At 49.0% G+C, this 22,635-nt stretch carries 27 protein-coding genes and 1 pseudogene; 14 read left to right on the top strand and 14 right to left on the bottom strand.

Annotated elements, in window-relative coordinates; all coding sequences use genetic code 11:
* Positions 1-36: 36 nt before the first annotated feature.
* The 14 genes from H8S63_RS07170 to H8S63_RS07105 all read left to right on the top strand — a co-directional run bounded on the left by H8S63_RS07170 (position 37) and on the right by H8S63_RS07105 (position 11,171).
* Positions 37-288 (top strand): DUF4134 domain-containing protein, encoded by a 252-nt coding sequence (locus tag H8S63_RS07170; protein WP_255467635.1) that lies wholly within the window; start codon positions 37-39, stop codon positions 286-288.
* Positions 289-298: 10 nt separating this feature from the next.
* Positions 299-631 (top strand): DUF4133 domain-containing protein, encoded by a 333-nt coding sequence (locus H8S63_RS07165; protein WP_004311206.1) that lies wholly within the window; start codon positions 299-301, stop codon positions 629-631.
* Positions 628-3,132 (top strand): TraG family conjugative transposon ATPase, encoded by a 2,505-nt coding sequence (locus tag H8S63_RS07160; protein ID WP_005827325.1) that lies wholly within the window; start codon positions 628-630, stop codon positions 3,130-3,132. Before H8S63_RS07165 ends, H8S63_RS07160 begins: the two co-directional genes overlap by 4 nt.
* A 37-nt stretch (positions 3,133-3,169) precedes the next feature.
* On the top strand, positions 3,170-3,553 hold the full coding sequence (locus H8S63_RS07155; RefSeq protein WP_004308928.1) for a DUF3876 domain-containing protein: 384 nt from the start codon (positions 3,170-3,172) through the stop codon (positions 3,551-3,553).
* A 30-nt stretch (positions 3,554-3,583) separates the two neighbouring features.
* Positions 3,584-4,213, top strand: coding sequence for a DUF4141 domain-containing protein (locus H8S63_RS07150; protein WP_004308927.1), 630 nt, complete (start codon positions 3,584-3,586; stop codon positions 4,211-4,213).
* A gap of 3 nt (positions 4,214-4,216) precedes the next feature.
* Positions 4,217-5,221, top strand: coding sequence for a conjugative transposon protein TraJ (traJ, locus tag H8S63_RS07145; protein ID WP_004308926.1), 1,005 nt, complete (start codon positions 4,217-4,219; stop codon positions 5,219-5,221).
* Between the two features lie 31 nt (positions 5,222-5,252).
* Positions 5,253-5,876 carry a conjugative transposon protein TraK gene (traK, locus tag H8S63_RS07140; protein WP_004308925.1) on the top strand — a complete coding sequence of 208 codons (624 nt, stop codon included), beginning with the start codon at positions 5,253-5,255 and terminating at the stop codon, positions 5,874-5,876.
* A gap of 6 nt (positions 5,877-5,882) precedes the next feature.
* Positions 5,883-6,191: a TraL conjugative transposon family protein gene (locus H8S63_RS07135; protein WP_004308924.1), complete on the top strand. Its 309-nt coding sequence runs from the start codon at positions 5,883-5,885 to the stop codon at positions 6,189-6,191.
* Complete coding sequence (gene traM / locus H8S63_RS07130) at positions 6,172-7,527, top strand: conjugative transposon protein TraM (RefSeq protein ID WP_032595739.1); 1,356 nt, start codon at positions 6,172-6,174, stop codon at positions 7,525-7,527. Before H8S63_RS07135 ends, traM begins: the two co-directional genes overlap by 20 nt.
* Before the next feature lie 69 nt (positions 7,528-7,596).
* Positions 7,597-8,655 (top strand): conjugative transposon protein TraN, encoded by a 1,059-nt coding sequence (traN, locus tag H8S63_RS07125; RefSeq protein WP_032588475.1) that lies wholly within the window; start codon positions 7,597-7,599, stop codon positions 8,653-8,655.
* 2 nt (positions 8,656-8,657) lie between these two features.
* Positions 8,658-9,233: a conjugal transfer protein TraO gene (locus H8S63_RS07120; RefSeq protein WP_151858437.1), complete on the top strand. Its 576-nt coding sequence runs from the start codon at positions 8,658-8,660 to the stop codon at positions 9,231-9,233.
* An 8-nt stretch (positions 9,234-9,241) separates the two neighbouring features.
* Positions 9,242-10,141, top strand: a complete 900-nt coding sequence (locus tag H8S63_RS07115) for a toprim domain-containing protein (protein ID WP_004310298.1) — start codon at positions 9,242-9,244, stop codon at positions 10,139-10,141.
* Entirely contained in the window at positions 10,141-10,647 is a 507-nt protein-coding gene (locus H8S63_RS07110; RefSeq protein ID WP_032595742.1) for a DUF3872 domain-containing protein, read from the top strand. Before H8S63_RS07115 ends, H8S63_RS07110 begins: the two co-directional genes overlap by 1 nt.
* A complete protein-coding gene (locus tag H8S63_RS07105; protein ID WP_005827312.1) occupies positions 10,644-11,171 on the top strand; it encodes a glycoside hydrolase family protein in 528 nt (175 codons plus the stop codon). Before H8S63_RS07110 ends, H8S63_RS07105 begins: the two co-directional genes overlap by 4 nt.
* A 62-nt stretch (positions 11,172-11,233) precedes the next feature.
* Here the strand turns inward: H8S63_RS07105 and H8S63_RS07100 are convergent, their stop codons facing one another.
* The 14 genes and pseudogenes from H8S63_RS07100 to H8S63_RS07035 all read right to left on the bottom strand — a co-directional run bounded on the left by H8S63_RS07100 (position 11,234) and on the right by H8S63_RS07035 (position 22,599).
* The gene (locus tag H8S63_RS07100) at positions 11,234-11,455 is read right to left on the bottom strand and encodes a hypothetical protein (RefSeq protein WP_004310300.1); all 222 of its coding nucleotides are present in this window, start codon (positions 11,453-11,455) and stop codon (positions 11,234-11,236) included.
* A gap of 116 nt (positions 11,456-11,571) precedes the next feature.
* Entirely contained in the window at positions 11,572-11,880 is a 309-nt protein-coding gene (locus H8S63_RS07095; RefSeq protein WP_004310301.1) for a hypothetical protein, read from the bottom strand.
* 53 nt (positions 11,881-11,933) lie between these two features.
* Entirely contained in the window at positions 11,934-12,239 is a 306-nt protein-coding gene (locus tag H8S63_RS07090) for a hypothetical protein (protein ID WP_004310302.1), read from the bottom strand.
* Entirely contained in the window at positions 12,179-12,397 is a 219-nt protein-coding gene (locus H8S63_RS07085; protein ID WP_008770680.1) for a DUF3873 domain-containing protein, read from the bottom strand. The genes H8S63_RS07090 and H8S63_RS07085 overlap by 61 nt, the downstream gene beginning before the upstream one ends.
* A 31-nt stretch (positions 12,398-12,428) precedes the next feature.
* Positions 12,429-12,686, bottom strand: coding sequence for a hypothetical protein (locus H8S63_RS07080; protein WP_005827305.1), 258 nt, complete (start codon positions 12,684-12,686; stop codon positions 12,429-12,431).
* 24 nt (positions 12,687-12,710) lie between these two features.
* Positions 12,711-13,976: a PcfJ domain-containing protein gene (locus H8S63_RS07075; protein ID WP_004310303.1), complete on the bottom strand. Its 1,266-nt coding sequence runs from the start codon at positions 13,974-13,976 to the stop codon at positions 12,711-12,713.
* Positions 13,973-14,392, bottom strand: a complete 420-nt coding sequence (locus tag H8S63_RS07070; protein WP_004310304.1) for a PcfK-like family protein — start codon at positions 14,390-14,392, stop codon at positions 13,973-13,975. Before H8S63_RS07070 ends, H8S63_RS07075 begins: the two co-directional genes overlap by 4 nt.
* A gap of 23 nt (positions 14,393-14,415) precedes the next feature.
* Complete coding sequence (locus tag H8S63_RS07065; protein WP_008019901.1) at positions 14,416-14,637, bottom strand: hypothetical protein; 222 nt, start codon at positions 14,635-14,637, stop codon at positions 14,416-14,418.
* Positions 14,638-14,648: 11 nt separating this feature from the next.
* On the bottom strand, positions 14,649-14,864 hold the full coding sequence (locus H8S63_RS07060) for a hypothetical protein (RefSeq protein WP_005643957.1): 216 nt from the start codon (positions 14,862-14,864) through the stop codon (positions 14,649-14,651).
* 7 nt (positions 14,865-14,871) lie between these two features.
* Positions 14,872-15,207, bottom strand: a complete 336-nt coding sequence (locus H8S63_RS07055) for a hypothetical protein (RefSeq protein WP_004310306.1) — start codon at positions 15,205-15,207, stop codon at positions 14,872-14,874.
* Positions 15,208-15,269: 62 nt separating this feature from the next.
* Positions 15,270-15,680: a hypothetical protein gene (locus H8S63_RS07050; RefSeq protein WP_032588465.1), complete on the bottom strand. Its 411-nt coding sequence runs from the start codon at positions 15,678-15,680 to the stop codon at positions 15,270-15,272.
* 1,045 nt (positions 15,681-16,725) lie between these two features.
* A pseudogene (locus H8S63_RS19840) lies at positions 16,726-16,954 on the bottom strand (ATPase); the annotation flags it as partial.
* An 87-nt stretch (positions 16,955-17,041) separates the two neighbouring features.
* The gene (locus H8S63_RS07040) at positions 17,042-21,103 is read right to left on the bottom strand and encodes a two-component regulator propeller domain-containing protein (protein ID WP_186926320.1); all 4,062 of its coding nucleotides are present in this window, start codon (positions 21,101-21,103) and stop codon (positions 17,042-17,044) included.
* 125 nt (positions 21,104-21,228) lie between these two features.
* Complete coding sequence (locus H8S63_RS07035; protein WP_055278192.1) at positions 21,229-22,599, bottom strand: TrpB-like pyridoxal phosphate-dependent enzyme; 1,371 nt, start codon at positions 22,597-22,599, stop codon at positions 21,229-21,231.
* Positions 22,600-22,635 lie beyond the last annotated feature (36 nt).

Genomic DNA, 22,635 nt, shown 5'->3' with positions numbered 1-22,635 from the left:
AGGCAGAACTATTCCTTCAGTAAGAATGGCAATGCGTTGCTTGAGCCGTGTGAGGGGAAACTCTCATGCACGGTTCTTAGAGGGGAAAGCCCCAGCAATGGGGCTGACCTACTCGACACGAAATTAATCTACGCCATCGGCGCGGTAGTCGGGCTTATCGGTGGCGTGAAAGTGTACGGAAAATTCTCGTCCGGAGACCCGGACACCTCGAAGACCGCCGCCTCGTGGTTCGGGGCTTGTATCTTCTTGATTGTCGCCGCCACTATCCTGCGCTCATTCTTCCTTTAATAAACAATGTATGGCTGAATACCCGATAAACAAGGGTATCGGCCGTCCGGTCGAGTTCAAGGGTTTGAAGGCTCAGTACCTCTTCATCTTCTGCGGAGGTCTGCTGGCTCTCTTCGTCCTGTTCGTCATCCTCTATATGGTCGGCATCGACCAGTGGATATGTATCGGCTTCGGCGCGGCATCGTCTTCCGTCCTCGTATGGCAGACCTTCGCGCTGAACGCCCGGTACGGCGAACACGGGCTGATGAAATTGGGAGCGGCAAGGAGCCATCCCCGATACCTTATCAACCGACGGCGGATCACCCGATTACTCAAACGGCAACGAAAGGAAGAAACGACATGAGAAATACATCCAAAATGACAACACTGGAAAACAAGTTCCCCCTGCTGGCGGTGGAGCATGGCTGCATCATCTCCAAAGACGCCGACATCACGGTGGCTTTTGAGGTGGAACTGCCGGAGCTTTACACCGTGACGGGCGCAGAGTACGAGGCGATACACGGCTGCTGGTGCAAGGCTATCAAGGTGCTGCCGTACTTCTGCGTCGTGCATAAGCAGGATTGGTTCATCAAGGAGAAATATATGCCGGAGTTACAGAAGGACGACATGAGTTTCTTGAGCCGTTCCTTTGAACGCCACTTCAACGAGCGTCCGTACCTGAAACACTCCTGCTATCTCTACTTGACCAAGACGACGAAAGAACGTAACCGTATGCAGAGCAACTTCAGTACGCTGTGCCGGGGACATATCATCCCGAAGGAGCTGGACAAGGAAACCGCCGGGAAGTTCATGGAGGCCGCCGAACAGTTCGAGCGCATCATGAACGACAGCGGCTTTGTGAGGCTGCGCCGCCTCTCCACCGACGAGATTGTCGGGACGGAGAAGTCCGCCGGGCTGATAGAGCGTTACTTCTCGCTCATGCCCGAAGGCGACACGACCTTGCAGGACATCGACCTCTCGGCAAAAGAAATGCGTATCGGTGACAACCGCCTGTGCCTGCACACCCTCTCCGACGCGGAGGATATGCCAGGAAAGGTGGCTACCGACATCCGCTACGAGAAACTCTCCACCGACCGCTCGGACTGTCGCCTCTCCTTCGCCTCCCCCGTGGGGCTGCTGCTTTCCTGCAACCACATCTATAACCAGTATGTGATTATCGACAACAGCGAGGAAAATTTGCAGAAGTTCGAGAAGTCCGCAAGGAATATGCAGTCGCTATCCCGATACAGCCGGAGCAACAGCATCAACCGCGAGTGGATAGACCAGTACCTGAACGAAGCCCATTCCTACGGGCTGACCTCGGTACGGGCGCACTTCAACGTCATGGCGTGGAGCGATGACGCGGAGGAACTGAAGCATATCAAGAACGATGTGGGCAGCCAGCTGGCAAGCATGGAGTGCGTGCCGCACCACAATACCATCGACTGCCCGACGCTCTACTGGGCGGCGATGCCCGGCAACGCGGCGGACTTCCCGGCGGAAGAGAGTTTCCATACATTCATCGAGCAGGCGGTGTGCCTCTTCACGGAGGAAACCAACTACCGCAGTTCGCTCTCGCCCTTCGGCATCAAGATGGTGGACAGGCTTACGGGAAAACCGTTGCACCTCGACATCAGCGACCTGCCGATGAAGCGGGGTATCACGACCAACCGCAACAAGTTCGTGTTGGGTCCTTCGGGCAGCGGCAAATCCTTTTTTATGAACCACCTCGTGAGGCAATACTACGAGCAGGGTACGCACGTGGTGCTGGTGGACACGGGAAACTCCTATCAGGGCTTGTGCGAGATGATCCGGTGCAAGACAAACGGGGCGGACGGCGTGTACTTCACCTACACGGAGGAGAAACCGATTTCGTTCAACCCGTTCTACACCGATGATTACGTGTTCGACGTGGAGAAAAAGGACAGCATCAAGACATTGCTGCTGACGCTCTGGAAGTCGGAGGACGACAAAGTGACGAAGACGGAGAGCGGCGAACTGGGCAGTGCGGTGAACGCCTATATCGAGCGTATCAGGGCTGACCGGAGCATCGTCCCCTCGTTCAACACCTTCTACGAGTATATGCGCGACGACTACCGCCGCGAACTGGCGGAACGTGAGATAAAGGTGGAGAAGTCCGACTTCAACATCGACAATATGCTCACCACCATGCGGCAGTATTACCGGGACGGACGCTACGACTTCCTGCTCAACTCCACGGAGAACATCGACCTGCTCGGCAAGCGGTTCATCGTCTTCGAGATTGACAGTATAAAGGAAAATCGCGAGCTTTTCCCTGTGGTGACCATCATCATCATGGAAGCCTTCATCAACAAGATGCGCCGATTGAAAGGCGTAAGGAAACAGTTGATAGTGGAAGAGGCTTGGAAGGCTCTATCTTCGGCGAACATGGCTGAGTACCTGCGCTATATGTACAAGACCGTGCGCAAGTATTACGGGGAGGCAATCGTGGTGACGCAGGAGGTGGACGACATCATTTCCTCGCCCGTCGTCAAGGAGAGCATCATCAACAACTCCGACTGCAAGATACTCCTTGACCAGCGGAAGTACATGAACAAGTTTGATGCCATACAGTCCCTGTTGGGTCTGACGGAGAAAGAGAAGTCGCAGATACTCTCCATCAACATGGCGAACAACCCGTCAAGGCTCTACAAGGAAGTGTGGATAGGACTGGGCGGCACGCAGTCGGCAGTCTATGCCACCGAAGTTAGTGCTGAAGAGTATCTGGCGTACACCACCGAAGAAACGGAAAAAGTAGAGGTTTACCGTCTGGCGGAACAGTTGGGCGGCGACATTGAAGCCGTCATCCGGCAGCTTGCCGAAAGGCGGAGAAAAAAGGAATAAATAGAAACAGATTCATCAACTAAAAAAGAAAATGCGTATGAGTATATCAAGAACGAAAATGCTGCAAGTCAGCAAGTGTTTAATCGGGCTGGCGGTCATGGTGCTGCAATCCTGCGACATAACGGACAACCGACGCGACCTGCTTTGCGGAAACTGGGAGAGTGTGGAGGGCAAGCCCGACGTGCTTATCTACAAGGAGGGCGAAGCCTATAAGGTGACGGTATTCAAGCGGAGCGGCATCCGCCGCAAGCTGAAGCCGGAAACCTATCTCTTGCAGGAGGAGAACGGCAATCTGTTCATGAACACCGGATTCCGCATCGACGTGTCCTACAACGAGGCGACGGACATCCTGACCTTCTCGCCGAACGGGGACTACGTGCGTGTGAACCCGAAACCGGACCATCCGATAGGCGAGCAATAAATAATGAAATCCACTAAAATCCAAAGTAACATGAGAACAAGAATAACACTTATTATCTGCCTGTGCCTGTTTGCAGTCGGCAGGGCAAGCGCACAGTGGGCGGTGATAGACCCGTCCAACATCGCGCAGAGCATCGTGAACACCTCGAAGAACGTGGTACACACTTCCACGACCGCCCAGAATATGATAAAAAATTTTCAAGAGACCGTGAAGATTTACGAACAGGGCAAGAAGTATTACGACGCACTCAAATCCGTGAACAATCTGGTAAAGGACGCCCGGAAGGTGCAGCAGACCATTCTGATGGTGGGTGACATCACCGACACCTATGTGACCAGTTTCCAGAAGATGATGCGTGACGACAACTTCACGGTGGAGGAACTGGGAGCCATCGCCTTTGGCTACACCAAGTTATTGGAGGAATCCAACGATGTGCTGACGGAACTGAAGAATGTGGTGAATATCACCACGCTCTCCATGACGGACAAGGAGCGCATGGACGTGGTGGAACGCTGCTACTCCAAAATGAAGCGTTACCGCAACCTCGTGAGCTACTACACCAACAAGAACATTAGCGTGAGTTACCTGCGTGCGAAGAAGAAAAACGACCTTGACCGCATCATGGGGCTGTACGGGAACATGAACGAAAGATATTGGTAGCCTATGAATTTCGACAACCTTCACCAAATTCTGCGCTCGCTCTACGAACAGATGATGCCGCTATGCGGGGACATGGCGGGCGTGGCGAAAGGCATCGCCGGGCTGGGCGCACTCTTTTATGTGGCCTACCGGGTATGGCAGTCGCTGGCGAGAGCCGAACCGATAGACGTGTTCCCTATGCTCCGCCCGTTCGCTATCGGTCTGTGCATCATGTTCTTTCCGACGGTGGTACTGGGTACGATAAACAGCATCATGTCGCCCGTCGTGCAGGGTACGGCAAAGATGCTGGAGGCGGAAACGCTGGACATGAACCGATACCGTGAGCAGAAGGACAAACTGGAGTACGAAGCGATGATGCGCAATCCCGAAACCGCCTACCTCGTGTCAAATGAGGAGTTTGACAAACAACTGGAAGAACTGGGCTGGTCGCCCGGCGACATGGTGACGATGGCGGGGATGTACATCGAGCGCGGGATGTACAACATGAAGAAGGGCATCCGCGACTTCTTCCGCGAGATACTGGAACTGATGTTCCAAGCCGCCGCCCTCGTGATAGACACCATCCGCACGTTCTTCCTCGTGGTGCTGGCGATACTCGGTCCGATAGCCTTCGCCATATCGGTGTGGGACGGCTTCCAAAGCACGCTTACACAGTGGATATGCCGCTACATACAGGTCTATCTGTGGCTGCCCGTGTCGGATATGTTCAGCACCATACTGGCGAAGATACAAGTGCTGATGCTGCAAAGCGACATCGAACGGATGCAGGCTGACCCGAACTTCTCGCTGGATTCGAGCGACGGGGTGTACATCGTCTTCATGATAATCGGCATCATTGGTTACTTCACCATCCCCACGGTAGCAGGCTGGATTATCCAAGCCGGAGGCATGGGAAGCTACGGTCGCAACGTGAACCAGACGGCAGGACGAGCCGGAAGTATGGCGGGCAGCGTGGCGGGCGCAGCCGCAGGAAACGTGGTCGGACGTGTCGGGAAGCTGCTGAAATAATCAACTGACAATTAAAAACGAATAAACAACAATGGAATTTAAGTCACTTAAAAACATCGAATCATCGTTCAGGCAGATACGCCTGTTCGGTATCGTCTTCCTCTCGTTGTGTGCCGTAATAACGGTATGGAGCGTGTGGAGTTCCTACCGCTTCGCGGAGCGGCAACGGGAAAAGATTTACGTGCTGGACAACGGCAAGTCGCTGATGCTGGCTCTCTCGCAAGACTTGTCGCAGAACCGTCCGGCAGAAGCGAGGGAACACGTGCGCCGTTTCCACGAGCTGTTCTTCACGCTCTCACCCGAAAAGAGCGCGATAGAGCATAACGTGAAACGCGCCCTGCTATTAGCGGACAAAAGCGTGTACAACTACTATTCGGACTTTGCCGAGAAGGGGTACTACAACCGCATCATCGCCGGGAACATCAATCAGGTGTTGAAGGTGGACAGCGTGGTGTGCGATTTCAACGGCTATCCCTACCGTGCCGTGACCTACGCCACGCAGAAGATCATCCGGCAGAGCAACGTCACCGAGCGCAGCCTCGTGACTACGTGCCGCCTCTTGAACTCGTCCCGTTCGGACGACAATCCCAACGGTTTCACCATCGAGGGATTCACCATCATCGAGAACAAGGATTTACAAACCATCAAAAGGTAAACGGACATGAAGAAAATCAAAAAATCATTTTGGCGTGCGTACTGGAAGCTCCACGACAAAAAGAAAATGCTGGTGGCAAGGCTCAAAGGCTATCTGGACGGTTTGCCCCCGAAGACACGCAGGCGCATCGTGCTGGCGATGCTCGCCGCCTTTGCGGTGCTTGCCCTCTACACCTTCGGCAAAGCCGTCTATGAAATCGGCAGGAATGACGGCAGCCGGATGGTAACAGACCATGCCGGACAGGTGGAACTGTCCATAAAGCCGGACAACAATCATAATGTAATACCTTATTTATATGGAACAGACGAAGAATGAACCTAAAAACGAGAACAAGGCGGCTCCCGACAACGGGAAACCGAAGAAGGAGCGCAAGCCGCTGACCGAAGCCCAAAGGCTGAAACGTCAGAAAATGATAGTGCTGCCCGCTATAGTGCTGGTATTCATCGGTGCTATGTGGCTGATATTCGCCCCGTCTTCCGACAAGGAGCAGCAACCGGGAACGGGTGGTTACAACATCGAAATGCCCGACGCTGACAAGGCGAACCGCCAGATCATCGGCGACAAGGCGAAAGCCTACGAACAGGGAGCAATGGAGGAACGGCAGGAGAACCGCAGCCGCGCCATGCAGGAACTGGGCGATATGTTCGACCGCGAGGTGGCGGAAACGGACGGCGGCAGGGACTTCGACCTTGCTAATCCCGGAAATGCGGAAGATGCAACAGCAAAATCATCCGCTCCGAAAACCATCCAATCCTCCGCAGCTGCCTACCGCGACCTCAATACCACGCTCGGCAACTTCTATGAGCAGCCGAAGAACGACAACGCGGAAATGGACGAACTGTTAGAGCGTATCGCCTCGCTGGAATCGGAACTGGAAACCGAGAAAGGCAAGGCATCCGCTATGGATGACCAAGTGGCACTCATGGAGAAGTCCTATGAACTGGCGGCGAAGTACATGGGCGGGCAGAACGGCACACAGCCACCTGTCGGACAGGCGGCAGAGCCTTACCCCGTGCAGAAAGCCGGAAAGAACACGGCTGCACCTGTCAGGCAGGTAACGCATCAGGTGGTATCTTCGCTCTCACAGCCGATGAGCAACGCTGAGTTTGTCGCCTCCTTCTCGCAGGAGCGCAACCGCAGTTTCAATACGGCGGTGGGTGTCACGACTGTATCGGACAGGAACACCATATCGGCGTGTGTCTATGGGGCGCAGAGTGTGACTGACGGGCAGGCGGTAAGATTACGGCTGCTGGAGCCGATGGCAGTGGCGGACAAAATCATACCCCGCAATGCAGTGGTGGTAGGCACGGCAAAGATTCAGGGCGAACGACTCGATATTGAAATTACTTCGCTGGAGTACGCAGGTACGATTATCCCGGTAGAACTGGCGGTGTATGACACGGACGGACAGCCCGGCATCTTCATTCCAAACTCGATGGAGATGAACGCCGTCAGGGAGGTTGCCGCCAACATGGGCGGCTCGCTGGGCAGCAGCATTAATATCTCCACCAACGCAGGGGCGCAGCTCGCCTCCGACTTGGGCAAGGGGCTGATACAAGGCACGAGCCAGTATATCGCCAAGAAGATGCGTACCGTCAAGGTGCATCTGAAATCCGGATACAAGGTCATGCTATATCAGGACAGAGATTGAAAACAATAACAATCAACGACTAAAAAAACAACAACCAAATTTTTATTTACCACTAAAATCCAAAGTAGAATGAAAAAAGTAATCATCATGTTTGCCCTCGCTATGGGCATCATAACTGCCAACGCGCAGGAGAACGTAACCGTTGGAGAGAACAACGGAAGTGAACCGACGAACGAAGCGAGAGCAGAGACAAGCTCGCTTGACTATGCCTCGCAAGGAGGAGGAAGGCAAAGCCAACAACCGACCTTGACAAAGGAGGTCTATCCGCAGAAGGAGGCGGACGGCGATCTGTATCACGGGCTGACAAAGAAGCTGACCTTCGACCGCATGGTTCCCCCGCACGGATTGGAAGTGACCTACGACAAGACCGTCCACGTCATTTTCCCCTCGGAGGTGCGCTACGTCGATTTAGGCTCGCCCGACCTGATTGCGGGTAAAGCCGACGGAGCGGAGAACGTCATCCGCGTGAAAGCTACCGTGCGTAACTTCCCGAACGAAACCAATATGTCGGTAATCACGGAGGACGGGAGTTTCTATACTTTTAACGTGAAGTACGCCTCCGAACCGCTGCTTCTCAACGTGGAGATGTGCGACTTCATCCATGACGGCGAGAAGGTGAACCGCCCGAACAACGCGCAGGAAATCTACCTGAAGGAACTGGGCAGCGAAAGCCCGATGCTGGTGCGCCTTATCATGAAGTCCATCCACAAGCAGAACAAGCGTGAGGTGAAGCACATCGGCTGCAAGCGATTCGGCATCCAGTACCTGCTGAAAGGTATCTACACGCATAATGGGTTACTCTATTTCCACACGGAGATAAAGAACCAGAGCAACGTGCCTTTCGATGTGGACTACATCACATGGAAAATCGTGGACAAGAAGGTGGCGAAGCGTACCGCCGTGCAGGAGCAGATTATCCTGCCGCTCCGTGCGCAGAATTACGCCACACTCGTGCCGGGCAAGAAGAGCGAGCGCACGGTATTCACGATGGCGAAGTTCACCATTCCCGACGACAAATGCCTCGTGGTGGAACTCAACGAGAAGAACGGGGGGCGTCACCAGTCTTTCGTGATTGAAAACGAGGACTTGGTACGTGCCAATACCATCAACGAACTTCAAGTGCGCTGACCATGAGAAAGTACATCGCAATCATCATCGCGTCGCTTGCCCTGTTCACGGGGCAGGCGCACGCCCAGCGATGCCTGCCGAAGATGCAGGGCATCGAATTGAGAGCTAACCTTGTGGACGGTATGCGTTTAAGTGGCAACAATGGCGGTTACAGTTTCGGGGCGGCTCTCTCCACCTACACGAAGAACGGTAACAAGTGGGTGTTCGGTGGCGAATACCTCTTGAAGAACAACCCGTACAAGGATACCGCCATACCTGTGGCGCAGTTCACGGCGGAGGGCGGTTATTATTTCAAGATACTCTCCGACGCCCGTAAAATAGTGTTCGTCTATGCGGGGGCTTCGGCTCTCGCCGGATATGAGTCGGTGAATTGGGGCGAGAAAGTGCTGCATGACGGCTCCACGCTCCATGACCGGGACGCCTTCATCTACGGCGGTGCGCTGACGCTCGATGTGGAGTTTTACGTGGCTGACCGTATCGCCCTGCTCGCCAACCTCCGGGAGCGCCTGCTGTGGGGTGGCGACACACGGAAGTTCCATACGCAGTTCGGGGCGGGCGTCAAGATAATCATCAACTGACACGTCGCATGGAACGGACGGACATTGAGAATATGAGGCAGATACCCATTGCGGACTTTCTCGCACGGCTGGGACATGAGCCTGTCCGAAGGAGCGGAAACGAGCTGTGGTATCGTGCGCCATACCGCAGTGAACGCACGCCCTCCTTCCGTGTGAACGTGGCGAAACAGCTCTGGTACGACTTCGGCTTGGGCAAGGGCGGCGACATCTTCACGCTTGTCGGGGAGTTTACCCGAAGCGGGGATTTCATGGCGCAGGCGAGATTCATAGCGGAAACCGCCCGTATGCCGCTTGCCGCAGCAGAAAAGCCGTTGTACCTGCCGGAACCGTCCGAACCTGCCTTTGAGGGAGTGGAAGCCGTCCCGCTGCTCCGCTCTCCGCTGACGGAGTATTTGAAGGAAAGAGGCATCCCTTATGCCGTTGCATCCCGCCACTGCTGCCGCCTGAACTACGGCGTGCGTGGTAAGCGGTACTTTGCCGTCGGCTTTCCGAACGTGTCGGGCGGCTATGAAACCCGAAGCCGCCGTTTCAAGGGTTGCGTACCACCAAAGGACGTGTCGCTGGTCAAGGCGGGGGACATCCCGGCGGACGTGTGCAGCGTGTTCGAGGGCTTTATGGACTTCCTGTCCGCCGTCACGCTCGGTTTGGCAACGGGTGACTGCCTTGTGCTGAACTCCGTCGCCAACGTGGAAAAGGCTTTGAAACATCTGGACGGGTACGAGCGCATCGACTGTTACCTCGACCGAGACGAAGCCGGACGCAGGGCAATGGAAGCCCTGCGGACACGCTACGGAGGAAAGGTGACAGACCGTTCCGGCATCTATCAAGGCTGCAAGGACTTGAACGAGTACCTGCAACAAGTATCAAGAAAACAACAAAAGAACAACAATCTAAAAATCAAAGAATAATGAACATACTGAACAACAAGAACAAGAGAACATCAATCTTCAAGGCGTTGGCACTCTGCCTGTTCGCCGCAGTGTCATTCACATTCGTATCGTGCGACGACGATATGGACATCCAGCAATCCTATCCCTTCACGGTGGAAACCATGCCCGTGCCGAACAAGGTCACAAAGGGGCAGACGGTGGAAATCCGCTGTGAGCTGAAGAAAACGGGCGATTTCGCCAATACCCTCTATACCATCCGGTATTTCCAGTTCGAGGGTGAGGGCACACTGAAAATGGACAACGGCATCACTTTCCTGCCCAATGACCGCTACCTGCTCGAAAACGAGAAGTTCCGGCTGTACTACACGGCGCAAGGTGACGAGGCGCACAACTTCATCGTGGTAGTGGAGGACAATTTCGGCAACTCCTATGAGTTGGAATTTGACTTCAACAACCGAAACGTGAAGGATGACGGGGTTATCACTGTTGTCCCCATCGGGAACTTCAAGCCCTTTACACGATGATGCGTGTATTCATGGCTATCCTCTGTTCGCTTCTGGCGGTCTGTTCCGTGTCCGCACGGAACAGACGCCATGAGGGAACGGACGGGCAGGCGGCTATCTACCGGCTGCCACCATTTGAGAGGGCGGTGCGATGCACGAAGTATTTTGAGGGCTGGCATTCGGAAAAACATCACCCGTATGTAGGATATGGACATCGGTTGCAGCCGGGGGAAAGGTATTCGGCACGCACCATGACGAAGCGGCAGGCGGACGCGCTTCTGCGAAAAGACCTGCGGAAGTTCTGCGCGATGTTCCAGCAGTTCGGGAAGGATTCGCTTCTGCTTGCCACGCTCGCCTACAATGTCGGTCCGTACCGTCTTTTGGGGAGTGGGAAGATACCCAAAAGCACGCTAATCCGAAAGCTGGAGGCGGGTGACAGGAACATCTACCGGGAGTATATCGCTTTCTGTAACTATAAGGGGAAACGCCACGCCATGCTGCTCAAACGAAGGAAGGCTGAGTTTGCGCTGCTGTATGTACCATAAAGAATAAGTGTCTGACGAAAGAAACTCCGATGAAGCCGCCAACTTCATCGGAGTTTCAGTTTTCATACATTCGGGATTGTCCCTTTGCCTGCAACCTCACCGTCCCTGCAATGCTCTATGATACCGGGTGAAAATCCCATGCTGCCGATTGCGATATGCCGGATATAGTCTGTATATTCCTGACCTTGAAAATTCCTGCCCGTAAGGTTCTTGAAAACCATCTTTATGCTTATGCCGTCGTTGCTGTACAAGATGGTTTTTCCGTTCTGTCTGATTGTTTCCATGATTAAAACTTGTTTTTGTGAATACTATCGTAGATTGGTACAAAGGTTTCTTTGCCTACTTTCTTATCCGCCATCATGCTCATGAAAGAAAGTAGGCGGCTTTTGCCGCCCACCCCTCAAAAGCGGGTGTAAAGTCCCGTTACCATCGTGAACATTTCCTCCAGCATATCGCAATATATCCCCTCGTGCGTTTCAATGTCCTTCGTCCTGCTCTCGAATGTCTTTTTGCTGAACGTCTTGCGGTAGAAACGCATATTGTATAGGTCTGCCCCTCCGTCATAGATGATGTCAAGGCGGTTGGCACTGGTCTTGTTCCTCGCAAGGCTCATGCGCAAGCCGTTGCCCATGTCTGTGAAGTCTTTGCTTCCCGTCATGGCGGCAAAGCGTCTGCCGCCAATCTGCTCTAAAATTGTCTTTGCTATCATATCCGTTGTCTTTTAGGTTTATGGTTCGGGCGGTGCGGACACCGCCCCAATGTTCAAAATTCTGTTTTCTCGGTTATGGGTGTGCATTTTTCCAGCCACTCTTTCAGACATTCCATGCTATACTCGCTCGTGATGACTGCCGTATGGCTGTCAATGGCAGTGAAACGGCTGCTTTCATAGCTGTCTATCCACCCCTTTAGGGTATCAACTCCCCACGCTTCGGCATCGTCAAAGATGCCGTCCAATGCCGTAATGGGTTCGCTGAATTTGACTATCAGCGTTTGGTAGCCTGCTTCGTTCATCGCTTCTCCTCCTTCCTTTCCTTTGCCGTTAGCCACTTGTCCCGTGCGGCTCGACATTCGTCTAATGTGGGTTTGACACAAGAGAAAAGTTCCCCGTCCGTGTGGCGGTAGTCGTATTGCACAAGGGTGCGTTTGCGTCTGTCGATACCCGTTTGGAATTTCTCGTAGTTCTCCGTTCCTGCCGATTGGCAGGTGCTTACTCCGTTAATTGTCATTTTGTTGCCATAGTCGTTGTTATTTAGATGATTAGAAATGTACAGACAGCACTCTGTGTTGCATCACCATTTCGGGGTCGCTCGTGTAGCGTTGGTGCAGGTAGAAATGATGAGAGCCGAAGCCGTAAAGGAAGAACTTGTCAAGTTCGTGTTTCTCGGCAAAGTCCTTGACGCTCGCCCTTAATTGCTCCTCACTCTGACAAAGAGTGAGGAGGTTCATAAATTCAAGGAACATCGTGGGGATTTTATCATCCCATAGGAAAACCATGCTTTCAAATCTTACTTCCATAATGTTAGTTGTTAGATGTCGATATTATGCCGCTTTCATCCGCTGGCGGATAAGGTTGGCGTTCTTGTTCACAAGGGCGATGATGCGGTCGTGGTATTCGGAGTTCTCGTTGCATACGCCACGACACTGCACCACCTCAAAAGTTTTTAGTGACACCTCTATCGTTTCAATTCGTTTTCCGTCAATGGTGGCGGATAGGATAAGGGAGTCTTTTCGTTTGTGGTAACCGCCCACACAATGGTGCATCGTCCTTCCTTCCTCTGCCATTTCTTCCACGCTCTCTATGACTTTGACGCAAATAAGGCTGTCGGTAAAGGCAAGTCCGAAGAATATGCCCTTAGCTTTCAGATATTGTTTCTCGTCCTCAATCGCTTTCCTGCGTTGCTGTTCAGTCCGCTCATGTTTCCTTTGCAGGTTGCGCTTTGCCACCAACTTGTCGTGTTCAACTTTGAGGTCGGCAGGGCAAACGTATTTCGGGCTGTTTGTGTCCTTGCCGAAATGACGCAGGAGGTCTATGGTGTCACGCCACATTGAGCCGTCCTCAATAGTATAGCCGTTGCGGATACATATCTTGATTGAAGCCCAATACTCTCCAATATTGAAAGAGTGGTACAGATAGTAGCGCAACATGGGATATTGCCCTGCCTTCAACAGCGTTTCCGCACGGCTGTCCGACAATAATGCCGGTATTAGTTTGGTGGGTACAATGTCGTGGAAATTGCCGTTAAAGCCGTTTCTGCGGAGCGTCGGCAACACCTTATATCTTGGATATATCGGGGAATATGAGATATGGCGGTACGCTTCATTGTCATTGCGGATAGCAAAAGGAGAAGCGAATGAGAACGTGTCGATGTAGCATCCCAATGTGCGTGGAATGGCAACAACAGCCTTACGCCCTTGTTCATTCCACCAATACTGCCCGATTTCAAGGGCATAGGACTTGGCATTAACCCCTTTCTCCATACCCACGACAAGCAAGAACATTCGTAGCACTTGGTATTCTCCGCTTGTGGTAAGGGTTGTGAAATACTGCTTTTGTCTTACCTTGCGCTGATAGGTGAGGCAGACTTTCAAACTTGCTCCACATTCGGGACACGTACAATGCTCGGTCTGCTCCGTCATTACCCAACTATGACCGCAATCCATACAAGTGGTACGACCTTTCGGCAAGCGGTGTGCATAATGCTCCACGCAATTACGGAATGCCCAATTTATCTGTATCGGGGTTATCGGGCGTAGTTTCTTGCTTTGGGCAAGAACTGCTTTTTCAAATTTGTTTCTCGGTTTCATAAGCCAAAATCAAATAATGAGGGTTGAACTTGGGTTTCTGTTTTCGCCTTTGTCGGCTTGGTGCGGTTCTGCAACTTGCGGAGTTCCTCGTCTTGGTATCTGCGGACTGCCTGCTGACGTGCTTCTGCTTTTTCCTCTGCCGTGAGTTCCACAATGTGGTTCACCGCCACTTGGCATTGGATAGGCTTGCCCACCTCAATCTCGTTCTCGTCATAGTAGTGTACTGCTTGTCCGTATATCTCTCCGTCCGTGAAGCCGTTACAACCGCTTTTCTGCACATAGTTCAGAATGTAGGTTACGCAATCGTCAATGTTCTTGGCTGGATTGCGGTAGTTCTTCGCAAAGAGCGTGTCTTCCTCCGCACGTTGTTCCAAATACATCTGTATCGTTCTCTTGAAATGGTCTGTTCCTTTCATATCGCTGTCGTTTTTATGAGTTGTCAAATAGTATGTTTCAAAATCTCCCTCCAATAAATCGGCTCAACCTCGCTCAATAGGAAGTCTATAAAGTCCTTCCGTGCGTCCTTGTTCAGTTCGTGGTAGAGTCCACGGAACACGGACATATTGCCGTTGAGGTATGTTTCCACCATGTACTCGAAGATGTTGCCCACCTCGTAGTATCTGCATTGTTGCTCCACTGTCTTGCTTCTTCTCTTTGCCATGTCGGTAGGGATTAAAGGGTGAATAACCAAAGAATGAAGCCGAAGAACAGGATAACGGAAAGAATAGCCACGATTACCCCTATTGCCACTCGGAACACTCCGTTTATTATCTCTCTGACGATGTACCAAAGGATGCCGGACACCCAAAAGGCGGTGCGCATGATTAGGGTGCATATCGCAAGCCCTATGTATTGCGCCATTTGTCTGAAATTTACCGTTGCTGTCATAGCCGTATCATTTGTTAAGTTCCACGATGCTGTCTATCCTGCCGTATAGGAAACTGCGGAGTGCGGTCTTGTCGGTAGCCTTGTATTCCGCCCAATGTCCATACTGCTTTACAATGTAGGTTCGGAGAATGTCGGAAAAGTCAAACATCCAACCTTGCAAGGGTACTGCGCTCTTGAAATAGGTGTTGCTGTTCACGTTGCGTGTAAGCCAATCCTTTTCCTCTCGGCTCAATTTCTCACCATTGTTCAGTTTGGTGCGAAGTCCGTACACCTTGCTGCCTTGCAGGTTCTCCAAACTTGGTACTTCCCATGCCACGAATTTTGTTGCTATTGCCGTTCTCATATCCGTTTTGTTTTTGATTTTTTGTTTTTTAATGCGGATTCAAGAGCTGAGGGAGTTGAGTTTCAAACTATCTTATCTGCTTCTCGTTTATCCGACATTTTTTTTAATGCGTCTTTCTGTCGCATCGGTCGTTTTCGTTTCGGGTGCTTAAAAAGGTAGGGATTAGGGAATGCAAGGTTTTTCGGAAAAATACTACCCGAAAGGCTGGAGATTTTTCCAGAAAACAGGAGGCTTGACCTTGCTTTCCCGTACAATCCCGGAGTTACCTTTGCACCCAGCACGAAAATGACTGCCTGATGCGGCTCACTGAAAGGCGCGAAAATGGAGGTAAACGGAAGTGGAGGCAGATTAGACAGGAAAACTTCAAAAGAGAAATCCGTGAAAAAGACATCCCCAACAGAAAAGAACATAGCCGGTAGCGTGAAACCGAGCAAACCATCGGCAAGGAAGTATGTTTTTATCTGTTTGGCCAAACGTGTTTGGTCGGATGGATAAAATCATTCTTCCCGGTTTGTCTGCCGTGAGTGACGGCTTGTTCCATTTATGGAATGTGCGGTCATACACGGCTTTCCGCTTCCGGCTCAAAAGGACAACGAAAAAAGAAAAATCGTCAAAACCCCGTAAAAGCACCTCTTTGGCATAAGCACAAAAGAAAGGGGCCTTGTCTCATCAGTCTAAACTATTGTTTAGGCGTGAGGCAAAGCCCTTTTCTCCGCTTATGCGGCAGTCGGCACACGTTCGTTCAAAATCTTTTTGGGCGATGGTGTGCTGACGGATAAAATCGCTTTTACGGAAAAACTTGTGTGAGAAGAAAAAATCAGGAGATTCATTTCTAAATCTCCCGTTTTATTGTTACTTTTGCATACGAAGAGTTCTTTGAAGGTTACGCAACGCACAGAAGAATAATGCAGTAGATAACTAACTAATTCGTAACCTATTACTATTATGAGCGATTACCCAATGCTCATTTCCAATAAATTACACTCTTTTCGTAACTTCTGTCTGCAAATATATGGAGTAAAGTAGCCTGATTATGGATAATTTTATTGAATAGTATTTCAATTTTGTGCAATGTTCCTGTTTGATACGTGGAAAAGGCCGTTGCATTTTGTAAAATTGTGCTGTAGTATTAATAATCTCGTCTACTTGTATTATGCAAAACATCTTGGTCTTTTGATAAGTTCGTCTGATAGAGTTAATGAGTTGGAGTTGAGTAATCGACTGGTTGCTGTTGTGTAACCATATGGAAAGACAAGTGTAACTTATCGGTTACACAACTGTAATGCACTAATGAAAAAATGCACTTTTCTCTTGGAAAAAAGCGAAAACATCCTGTTGTTTTTTGTAAACTTATTCTATTTTACCCCTGCTTTTGGACTTAAACCTTTGATAATGAGGATTGCAACATTTTTGTATTTCCCCCTATAATACTTAGAATAACTACAAAAATGTCACAGGCGATGAAAGAGAGGTTCATATTGCTGTTTTATAATAAAAAATCTTCTATATTCTCCGGAGTAATTTATTATAAGAGACTTCAGAGCCTATTTGAAAAGCCAGTGCTTGAAGGAGTTTTACAATCTTGTCTGCCTTTTTGATGTGTCCCCAATCTAAAATATCTTTATATAGGTAGCTGTCTGATAGTAACTTCAGAATTTCACTTTCCGAACCGGGATGTGTAACTATATTCCCATTTTCTTCCGGTAAGAGGCTCATTTACTTTATTGGCTAAGTCGAACGAGGAACTCATGAATGGTTTGTTGTAATGCTCTTTCTATCATATTGCTTCCTCCATTTATCTGAGAACAAATTTCGAGCATTTTTGGATTCGGACTTATCCTTTTGTCCTCTTAATGTATTCTGTCGGAAGGTATCCAAAATATTTCTTGAAACTTGTAGCAAAGTAAGACGGGGTATTGAATCCTACCATTGTACTGACTTCCGCTACGGTATAACGTCCGTCTTTCAATAGTTTGGCAGCTTCGTTGAAACGAATCTTACGTATAAAGTCGATCGTGGATTCACCGGTAATCGCTTTCAGTTTCAAGTGCAGGTTGGAGCGGCTCATGTTCATTTCTCTGGCAAACTCATCGGTGGAGAACTCGATATTGTCCATATTCTTTTCTACAATACTTACGGCACGTTTAAGCAAAGCCTCGTCCATGGCATTAAACGTGATCTTTTCGGGTTCTACTTCCAAAGACTTGGAATAACGTTCAAGCATACGTCTGCGTGTACGCATCATATTTTGTATCTTCGTGGTCAGGATCGAAAGAGAGAAAGGTTTGGGGATGTAGTCGTCCGCACCCATTTGCAGACCTTCCATCTGGTCTTTTGTTTCGCTTTTGGCTGATAACATAATTACCGGAATGTGACAGGTCGGAATGTTCTGTTTCACATTTTTGCATAACTTGATACCATCCATAACAGGCATCATCACATCAGTCACGATAATATCTACCTCATTTCCTTTCAATTTCTCTAATGCTTCTTCGCCATTTCCTGCCTCTAATATATTGAACAGTTCGGCAAGCCCGCTACTTAGATAGTGCCGGATTTCATTGTTGTCTTCTACGATGAGAATGGTTCCTCGCTTTTTGTCACCGGATTCTATAGCTTCATTCTCCACCTTTTCCGTGTCGATGAAATACATTTCTTTGGAATTGGTGGAATATACCTGTTCCTCCTCGCTCTTATTGCCGTTAGCAGCCAGTTCGGAGGGCTTGTAGATACTTATATCCTGTGGCAGATAGACGGAGAACGTACTTCCTTTTCCTTCTTCGCTATCCAGTTCGATATGTCCGTGATGTAGTTCGACCAGACGTTGTATCAATGAAAGTCCGATACCACTTCCTACATGTTCACTTTCGATCTGGTAGAAACGCTCGAATATTTTTCCCTGTTTATTGATAGGAATACCGATACCGGTATCACTGACTTGCAACACTAGATAATTATTTTCTTCCTTCAACGTGACAGTAATGCTTTGCCCGCTTTCTGTATATTTGAAAGCATTCGAAAGCAGGTTGTTTACTATCAATTCCAGATAATTAGGATCAAAAAGTACCTCTTTATCTTCCAGATCGGAGTGGAGAGTATAAGTTATCTTTTTGTGGCGTGCCAGTTTATCATAAAACAAAAAATTTTCTTGTATCAGTTGGTAAGCGTTCGCTTTCTTGGCTTTTAATTCGAATACTCCGAGTTCGGCACGGCGATAATCCATCAACTGATTGACAAGGTGTAGCAGACGATTAGCGTTTCGTTGGATATATTCCAATTGGTTTCGTGTCCAACGATCGCTTATCTTATTGATGATATCCTGCAGAGGAGCCAGGATAAGAGTCAATGGGGTACGAAGTTCATGGGAGATATTGATGAAGAAACGCATTTTCATCTGGTTGATTTCCTCCTGATGTTCTTTGTCTCTGCGTTCTATTTCCAGTTCAGCTTCCATGCTTTTGCGCATCCAGAAGAAACGGAAAACGAAAGTGATGAAGCCGATAAAAGTGGCTAGAAAAAGAAGAATAGCCCACCATGTTTTATACCATATCGGAAGTACGATAATCTCGAGTACAGTTGGGATAGTGTTCCATTTACCGTCACTATTGGCGGCTTTTACCATGAAATGATAAGTCCCTTGTGGCAGATTAGAGTAGGAAACACTACGTTTGTCTGTCAGATAATACCATTCTTTATCGTATCCTTCCAGCTTGTAAGCGAAAGTATTATGTTGTCCTGAAATATAATTGGATACGACGAACTCAATGGTGAAAGCTGTTTGCCAGGATTTCAGTGTGATACTTTCAGTTTCACTGATGTTTTTAGTCAATATGCCTGTTTCATCGTCCGGACGGACCGTTTTATTAAATAGCTGTAGCTTGGTTATTACTACCGGCGGAGTGTATGGATTGTCCAGCAACAATTCCGGACGGAAAGTAGTGATACCATTGATACCACCAAAGTACATTTGCCCGTTGGAAGTGCGGCAGTAGGAGGAGGAGTTGAATTGATTACTTTGTAATCCATCCGATTCTGTAAAGTTACGGAACTTTTCCGTTTCCGGATTGAAACAGGAAATACCACGATTGGTACTCAGCCAAAGTCGTCCGAAAGTATCTTCCAGTATGCCGTAGACCACATTATTGGGCAGTCCATTAATTGTTGTGTATCGTTTGATTGTTTTTTCTTCCTCATTAAAGCAATAGACTCCTTCACGTGTGCCTATCCAGATAATACCATTGGAAGCCTCGTAAATGCAATTGGTAAATAACTTTGTAACTGATGATTCAGGTAGTATCGTAACTTTCTGTATTTCCGGTCCTTCCTGTTGAAAGACTGATATACCCTCTTCACCGCCAATCCAAAGTCGTTTGTGGGAATCCCTGAATAAGATTGTGATTCGTTGAGAAGTGAAAGGCGTGCCGTCTTTCTCTTTTTCTATGGTTGTAAAACTGCGTTCTTTCGGATTGAAACGGACTAAAGCGCTGAGTGTTCCCAATAAGAGATTACCGTCTTTGTCGGGAAGGATGGCATATACATTCTCATTGACAAGCTCGCTGTTCAGCTGATTGAAACTTTCCATCCGTCCACTGTTACGGTGTAGGACGTTCAATCCTCCGGCGTGTGTACCTATATATACCAATGATTTTTCTTCATCCACATATACAGCTTTGATATTGTTGGAACCGATACCGATTTCACGCTCGTTTTCTTGCAAGGCGTAATGGGTGAAATGTTGTGTCTTGGTGTTGTATAGATTCAATCCGCCGTCATTGGTTCCTATCCACAGATTCTTGTCCTTGTCTTCTACAATACAGCTTACTACATTGTCACTCAATGAGTTCTTATATGGGATGCGCTGTATATTCTTGAATCGGTTTCGGATGGGATGGTAATAGTTGAGACCGCCAAAGTAGGTGCCAAGCCACATTCCTCCCTGTGAATCCATAAAAATACTTCGGACGGAACGTTGCGAAAGGCTGCCGCTTTCTACCGGACTGCTGCTATATGAAACGAACGAGTCACTGGCTTCGTGATAAATATTCAAATCATTGAAAGTTCCTATCCATAGACGGTTTTGTGAATCCAATGCCAGAGAACGTATGTAATTGGAACTTATACTTTTCGGATCAGAGGAGGAATGGAGGTATGTCTTTAGTTCTTTAGTTTTCGGATTGAGCAATAATAAGCCTGCCCCTTCGGTGGCTATCCATATTCGGGTGGGAGATTGCTGTAAAATAGCCTGAATCCGCTTGGTATCCAGTATAGGAGTCACTTTCTCCAGATTTTTTTGAGTGACGGAATAACTGTAAAGTCCGTCTTCCATCGTACCGATATAGATTATGTCACCATGCCGGTAAAGAGCGGAAGCTATGATTTTGTGCATGGCAGTGCTGAAAGCATCTTCTACAAACTTGGATTCTTTGCAGTCGAACATGATCAGACCTTCCTGTGTGCTTACCAACAATTGCTCAGGAGAGATTTCTGCGATGCCGTTGACCTGTTGCCGTTTGCCCTTTTTTTCATAGAAAAAGTTCTTGAATTGGTCTTTTTCTTCATCATAATAAGATAGACCGTCTCGTGTTCCTATCCAAACCCGTCCCTGACTATCGGTCTTGACAATTCTTGAAATGTCATTGGCAATGCTGTTAGGATCATCTTCATTGTGCTGATAAACCGTGAATGCGTATCCATCATATTTGTTTACCCCATCATAAGTGGCAAACCACATATTGCCCCGTTTGTCCTGATCGATGGCGAATACAGTGCTTTGTGACAATCCTTCATTGATGGAGATGTAAGAGAAGTTGATAGGTTCCGGTATTTCCGAAAAAGCGGAATGGGTACCTAAACACAGAAATAGCAGGCAAATGACTATATTTTTAAGGTTGCTCATTATTAGGTCATAAGATTAATAATGGCTTCAAAGGTAGTAAAATCTTTTATATACGGTATAATGAAAGATAGAAAAAATAAACCCGGAAATGATTCCAGGCTTATTTGTATGATTTAAAAATCTTATTATTTTTCTAAATTTCCGATTTCGTCCAGATTCTTTTGAATATCTTCATCCGTCAATGAATAGTTGACCAAATCACCTGCCAGATACTTGTCGTATGAAGCCATATCGATCAGACCGTGTCCGGAAAGGTTGAACAGGATAACTTTTTCTTCCCCTGTTTCCTTACATTGGTTAGCTTCACGAATAGCAGCTGCAATGGCGTGGCAGGATTCGGGAGCCGGAATGATACCTTCTGCTTGTGCGAACAGGCAACCGGCTTCGAATGATTCCAGCTGTTGGATATCTACCGCTTCCATCAATTTGTCTTTGAGCAATTGTGAAACAATCACACCTGCGCCATGATAACGAAGACCACCGGCATGGATATGCGCCGGAGCAAAATTATGTCCTAATGTAAACATCGGAAGGAGCGGAGTATATCCGGCTTCGTCACCGAAGTCATATTGGAATTTACCGCGTGTCAGTTTAGGGCATGAAGCGGGTTCGGCTGCCACGAAACGGGTTTTCTTTCCTTCCAGTATGTTATGACGCATGAACGGGAAAGAGATACCACCAAAGTTGGAACCTCCTCCGAAACACCCGATCACGATATCCGGGTATTCACCTGCCATCTCCATTTGTTTTTCGGCCTCCAGACCGATGATGGTCTGGTGAAGGGTGACGTGGCTAAGTACCGACCCAAGCGTGTATTTACAGTTGGGAGTCATTTGTGCCAGTTCGATAGCTTCGGAAATAGCTGTTCCTAATGAACCTTGATAGTTGGGGTGGGCGGTCAGAATATCTTTACCGGCACGGGTAGACATGGATGGAGAAGGAGTAACCTGTGCTCCGAACGTCTGCATGATGCTACGGCGGTAGGGCTTTTGCTCATAACTGATCTTTACTTGATAAACGGCCGCTTCCAAACCGAAGACTTTTGCCGCGTAGGAAAGAGCTGCTCCCCATTGTCCGGCACCTGTTTCGGTAGTGATATTGGTTACGCCTTCCTGCTTGCAATAGTATGCTTGTGCCAATGCGGAATTCAATTTGTGAGAACCGATGGGACTTACACTTTCGTTTTTGAAATAGATATGAGCCGGAGTACCGAGTGCTTTTTCCAATCCGTATGCACGGACTAACGGTGTGCTGCGGTAATATTTGTACATTTCGCGTACTTCCTCCGGTATTTCAATCCAAGCGTCGGTCTGATTCAATTCCTGTCTGCATAACTCTTCCGCAAAGATAGGATAGAGATCTTCTGCTTTTAGTGGTTGTTTAGTTTTCGGGTGCAACGGTGGCATTGGCTTGTTTACCATATCAGCCTGGATGTTGTACCAGTAATGTGGAATTTCTTCTTCCGGTAGGATATACCGTTTTCTTTTGTCACTCATAATATTGTGGTTTTTAATTATCTGCTGCCAAAAGTA

It is taken from the genome of Bacteroides sp. NSJ-39 (assembly GCF_014287315.1).
GTDB lineage: Bacteria > Bacteroidota > Bacteroidia > Bacteroidales > Bacteroidaceae > Bacteroides > Bacteroides finegoldii.
The sequence above is the reverse complement of the archived record's forward strand: the minus strand, read 5'-3'. Positions and strand labels throughout refer to the sequence as shown.

What these genes read in the sequence shown, in the direction of transcription:
- H8S63_RS07165 (WP_004311206.1), top strand. Translation starts at nt 299, where the DNA reads ATGGCTGAATACCCGATAAACAAGGGTATCGGCCGTCCGGTCGAGTTC.
- H8S63_RS07160 (WP_005827325.1), top strand. Translation starts at nt 628, where the DNA reads ATGAGAAATACATCCAAAATGACAACACTGGAAAACAAGTTCCCCCTG.
- H8S63_RS07155 (WP_004308928.1), top strand. Translation starts at nt 3,170, where the DNA reads ATGAGTATATCAAGAACGAAAATGCTGCAAGTCAGCAAGTGTTTAATC.
- H8S63_RS07150 (WP_004308927.1), top strand. Translation starts at nt 3,584, where the DNA reads ATGAGAACAAGAATAACACTTATTATCTGCCTGTGCCTGTTTGCAGTC.
- traJ (WP_004308926.1), top strand. Translation starts at nt 4,217, where the DNA reads ATGAATTTCGACAACCTTCACCAAATTCTGCGCTCGCTCTACGAACAG.
- traK (WP_004308925.1), top strand. Translation starts at nt 5,253, where the DNA reads ATGGAATTTAAGTCACTTAAAAACATCGAATCATCGTTCAGGCAGATA.
- H8S63_RS07135 (WP_004308924.1), top strand. Translation starts at nt 5,883, where the DNA reads ATGAAGAAAATCAAAAAATCATTTTGGCGTGCGTACTGGAAGCTCCAC.
- traM (WP_032595739.1), top strand. Translation starts at nt 6,172, where the DNA reads ATGGAACAGACGAAGAATGAACCTAAAAACGAGAACAAGGCGGCTCCC.
- traN (WP_032588475.1), top strand. Translation starts at nt 7,597, where the DNA reads ATGAAAAAAGTAATCATCATGTTTGCCCTCGCTATGGGCATCATAACT.
- H8S63_RS07120 (WP_151858437.1), top strand. Translation starts at nt 8,658, where the DNA reads ATGAGAAAGTACATCGCAATCATCATCGCGTCGCTTGCCCTGTTCACG.
- H8S63_RS07115 (WP_004310298.1), top strand. Translation starts at nt 9,242, where the DNA reads ATGGAACGGACGGACATTGAGAATATGAGGCAGATACCCATTGCGGAC.
- H8S63_RS07110 (WP_032595742.1), top strand. Translation starts at nt 10,141, where the DNA reads ATGAACATACTGAACAACAAGAACAAGAGAACATCAATCTTCAAGGCG.
- H8S63_RS07105 (WP_005827312.1), top strand. Translation starts at nt 10,644, where the DNA reads ATGATGCGTGTATTCATGGCTATCCTCTGTTCGCTTCTGGCGGTCTGT.
- H8S63_RS07100 (WP_004310300.1), bottom strand. Translation starts at nt 11,455, where the DNA reads ATGGAAACAATCAGACAGAACGGAAAAACCATCTTGTACAGCAACGAC.
- H8S63_RS07095 (WP_004310301.1), bottom strand. Translation starts at nt 11,880, where the DNA reads ATGATAGCAAAGACAATTTTAGAGCAGATTGGCGGCAGACGCTTTGCC.
- H8S63_RS07090 (WP_004310302.1), bottom strand. Translation starts at nt 12,239, where the DNA reads ATGTCGAGCCGCACGGGACAAGTGGCTAACGGCAAAGGAAAGGAAGGA.
- H8S63_RS07085 (WP_008770680.1), bottom strand. Translation starts at nt 12,397, where the DNA reads ATGACAATTAACGGAGTAAGCACCTGCCAATCGGCAGGAACGGAGAAC.
- H8S63_RS07080 (WP_005827305.1), bottom strand. Translation starts at nt 12,686, where the DNA reads ATGGAAGTAAGATTTGAAAGCATGGTTTTCCTATGGGATGATAAAATC.
- H8S63_RS07075 (WP_004310303.1), bottom strand. Translation starts at nt 13,976, where the DNA reads ATGAAACCGAGAAACAAATTTGAAAAAGCAGTTCTTGCCCAAAGCAAG.
- H8S63_RS07070 (WP_004310304.1), bottom strand. Translation starts at nt 14,392, where the DNA reads ATGAAAGGAACAGACCATTTCAAGAGAACGATACAGATGTATTTGGAA.
- H8S63_RS07065 (WP_008019901.1), bottom strand. Translation starts at nt 14,637, where the DNA reads ATGGCAAAGAGAAGAAGCAAGACAGTGGAGCAACAATGCAGATACTAC.
- H8S63_RS07060 (WP_005643957.1), bottom strand. Translation starts at nt 14,864, where the DNA reads ATGACAGCAACGGTAAATTTCAGACAAATGGCGCAATACATAGGGCTT.
- H8S63_RS07055 (WP_004310306.1), bottom strand. Translation starts at nt 15,207, where the DNA reads ATGAGAACGGCAATAGCAACAAAATTCGTGGCATGGGAAGTACCAAGT.
- H8S63_RS07040 (WP_186926320.1), bottom strand. Translation starts at nt 21,103, where the DNA reads ATGAGCAACCTTAAAAATATAGTCATTTGCCTGCTATTTCTGTGTTTA.
- H8S63_RS07035 (WP_055278192.1), bottom strand. Translation starts at nt 22,599, where the DNA reads ATGAGTGACAAAAGAAAACGGTATATCCTACCGGAAGAAGAAATTCCA.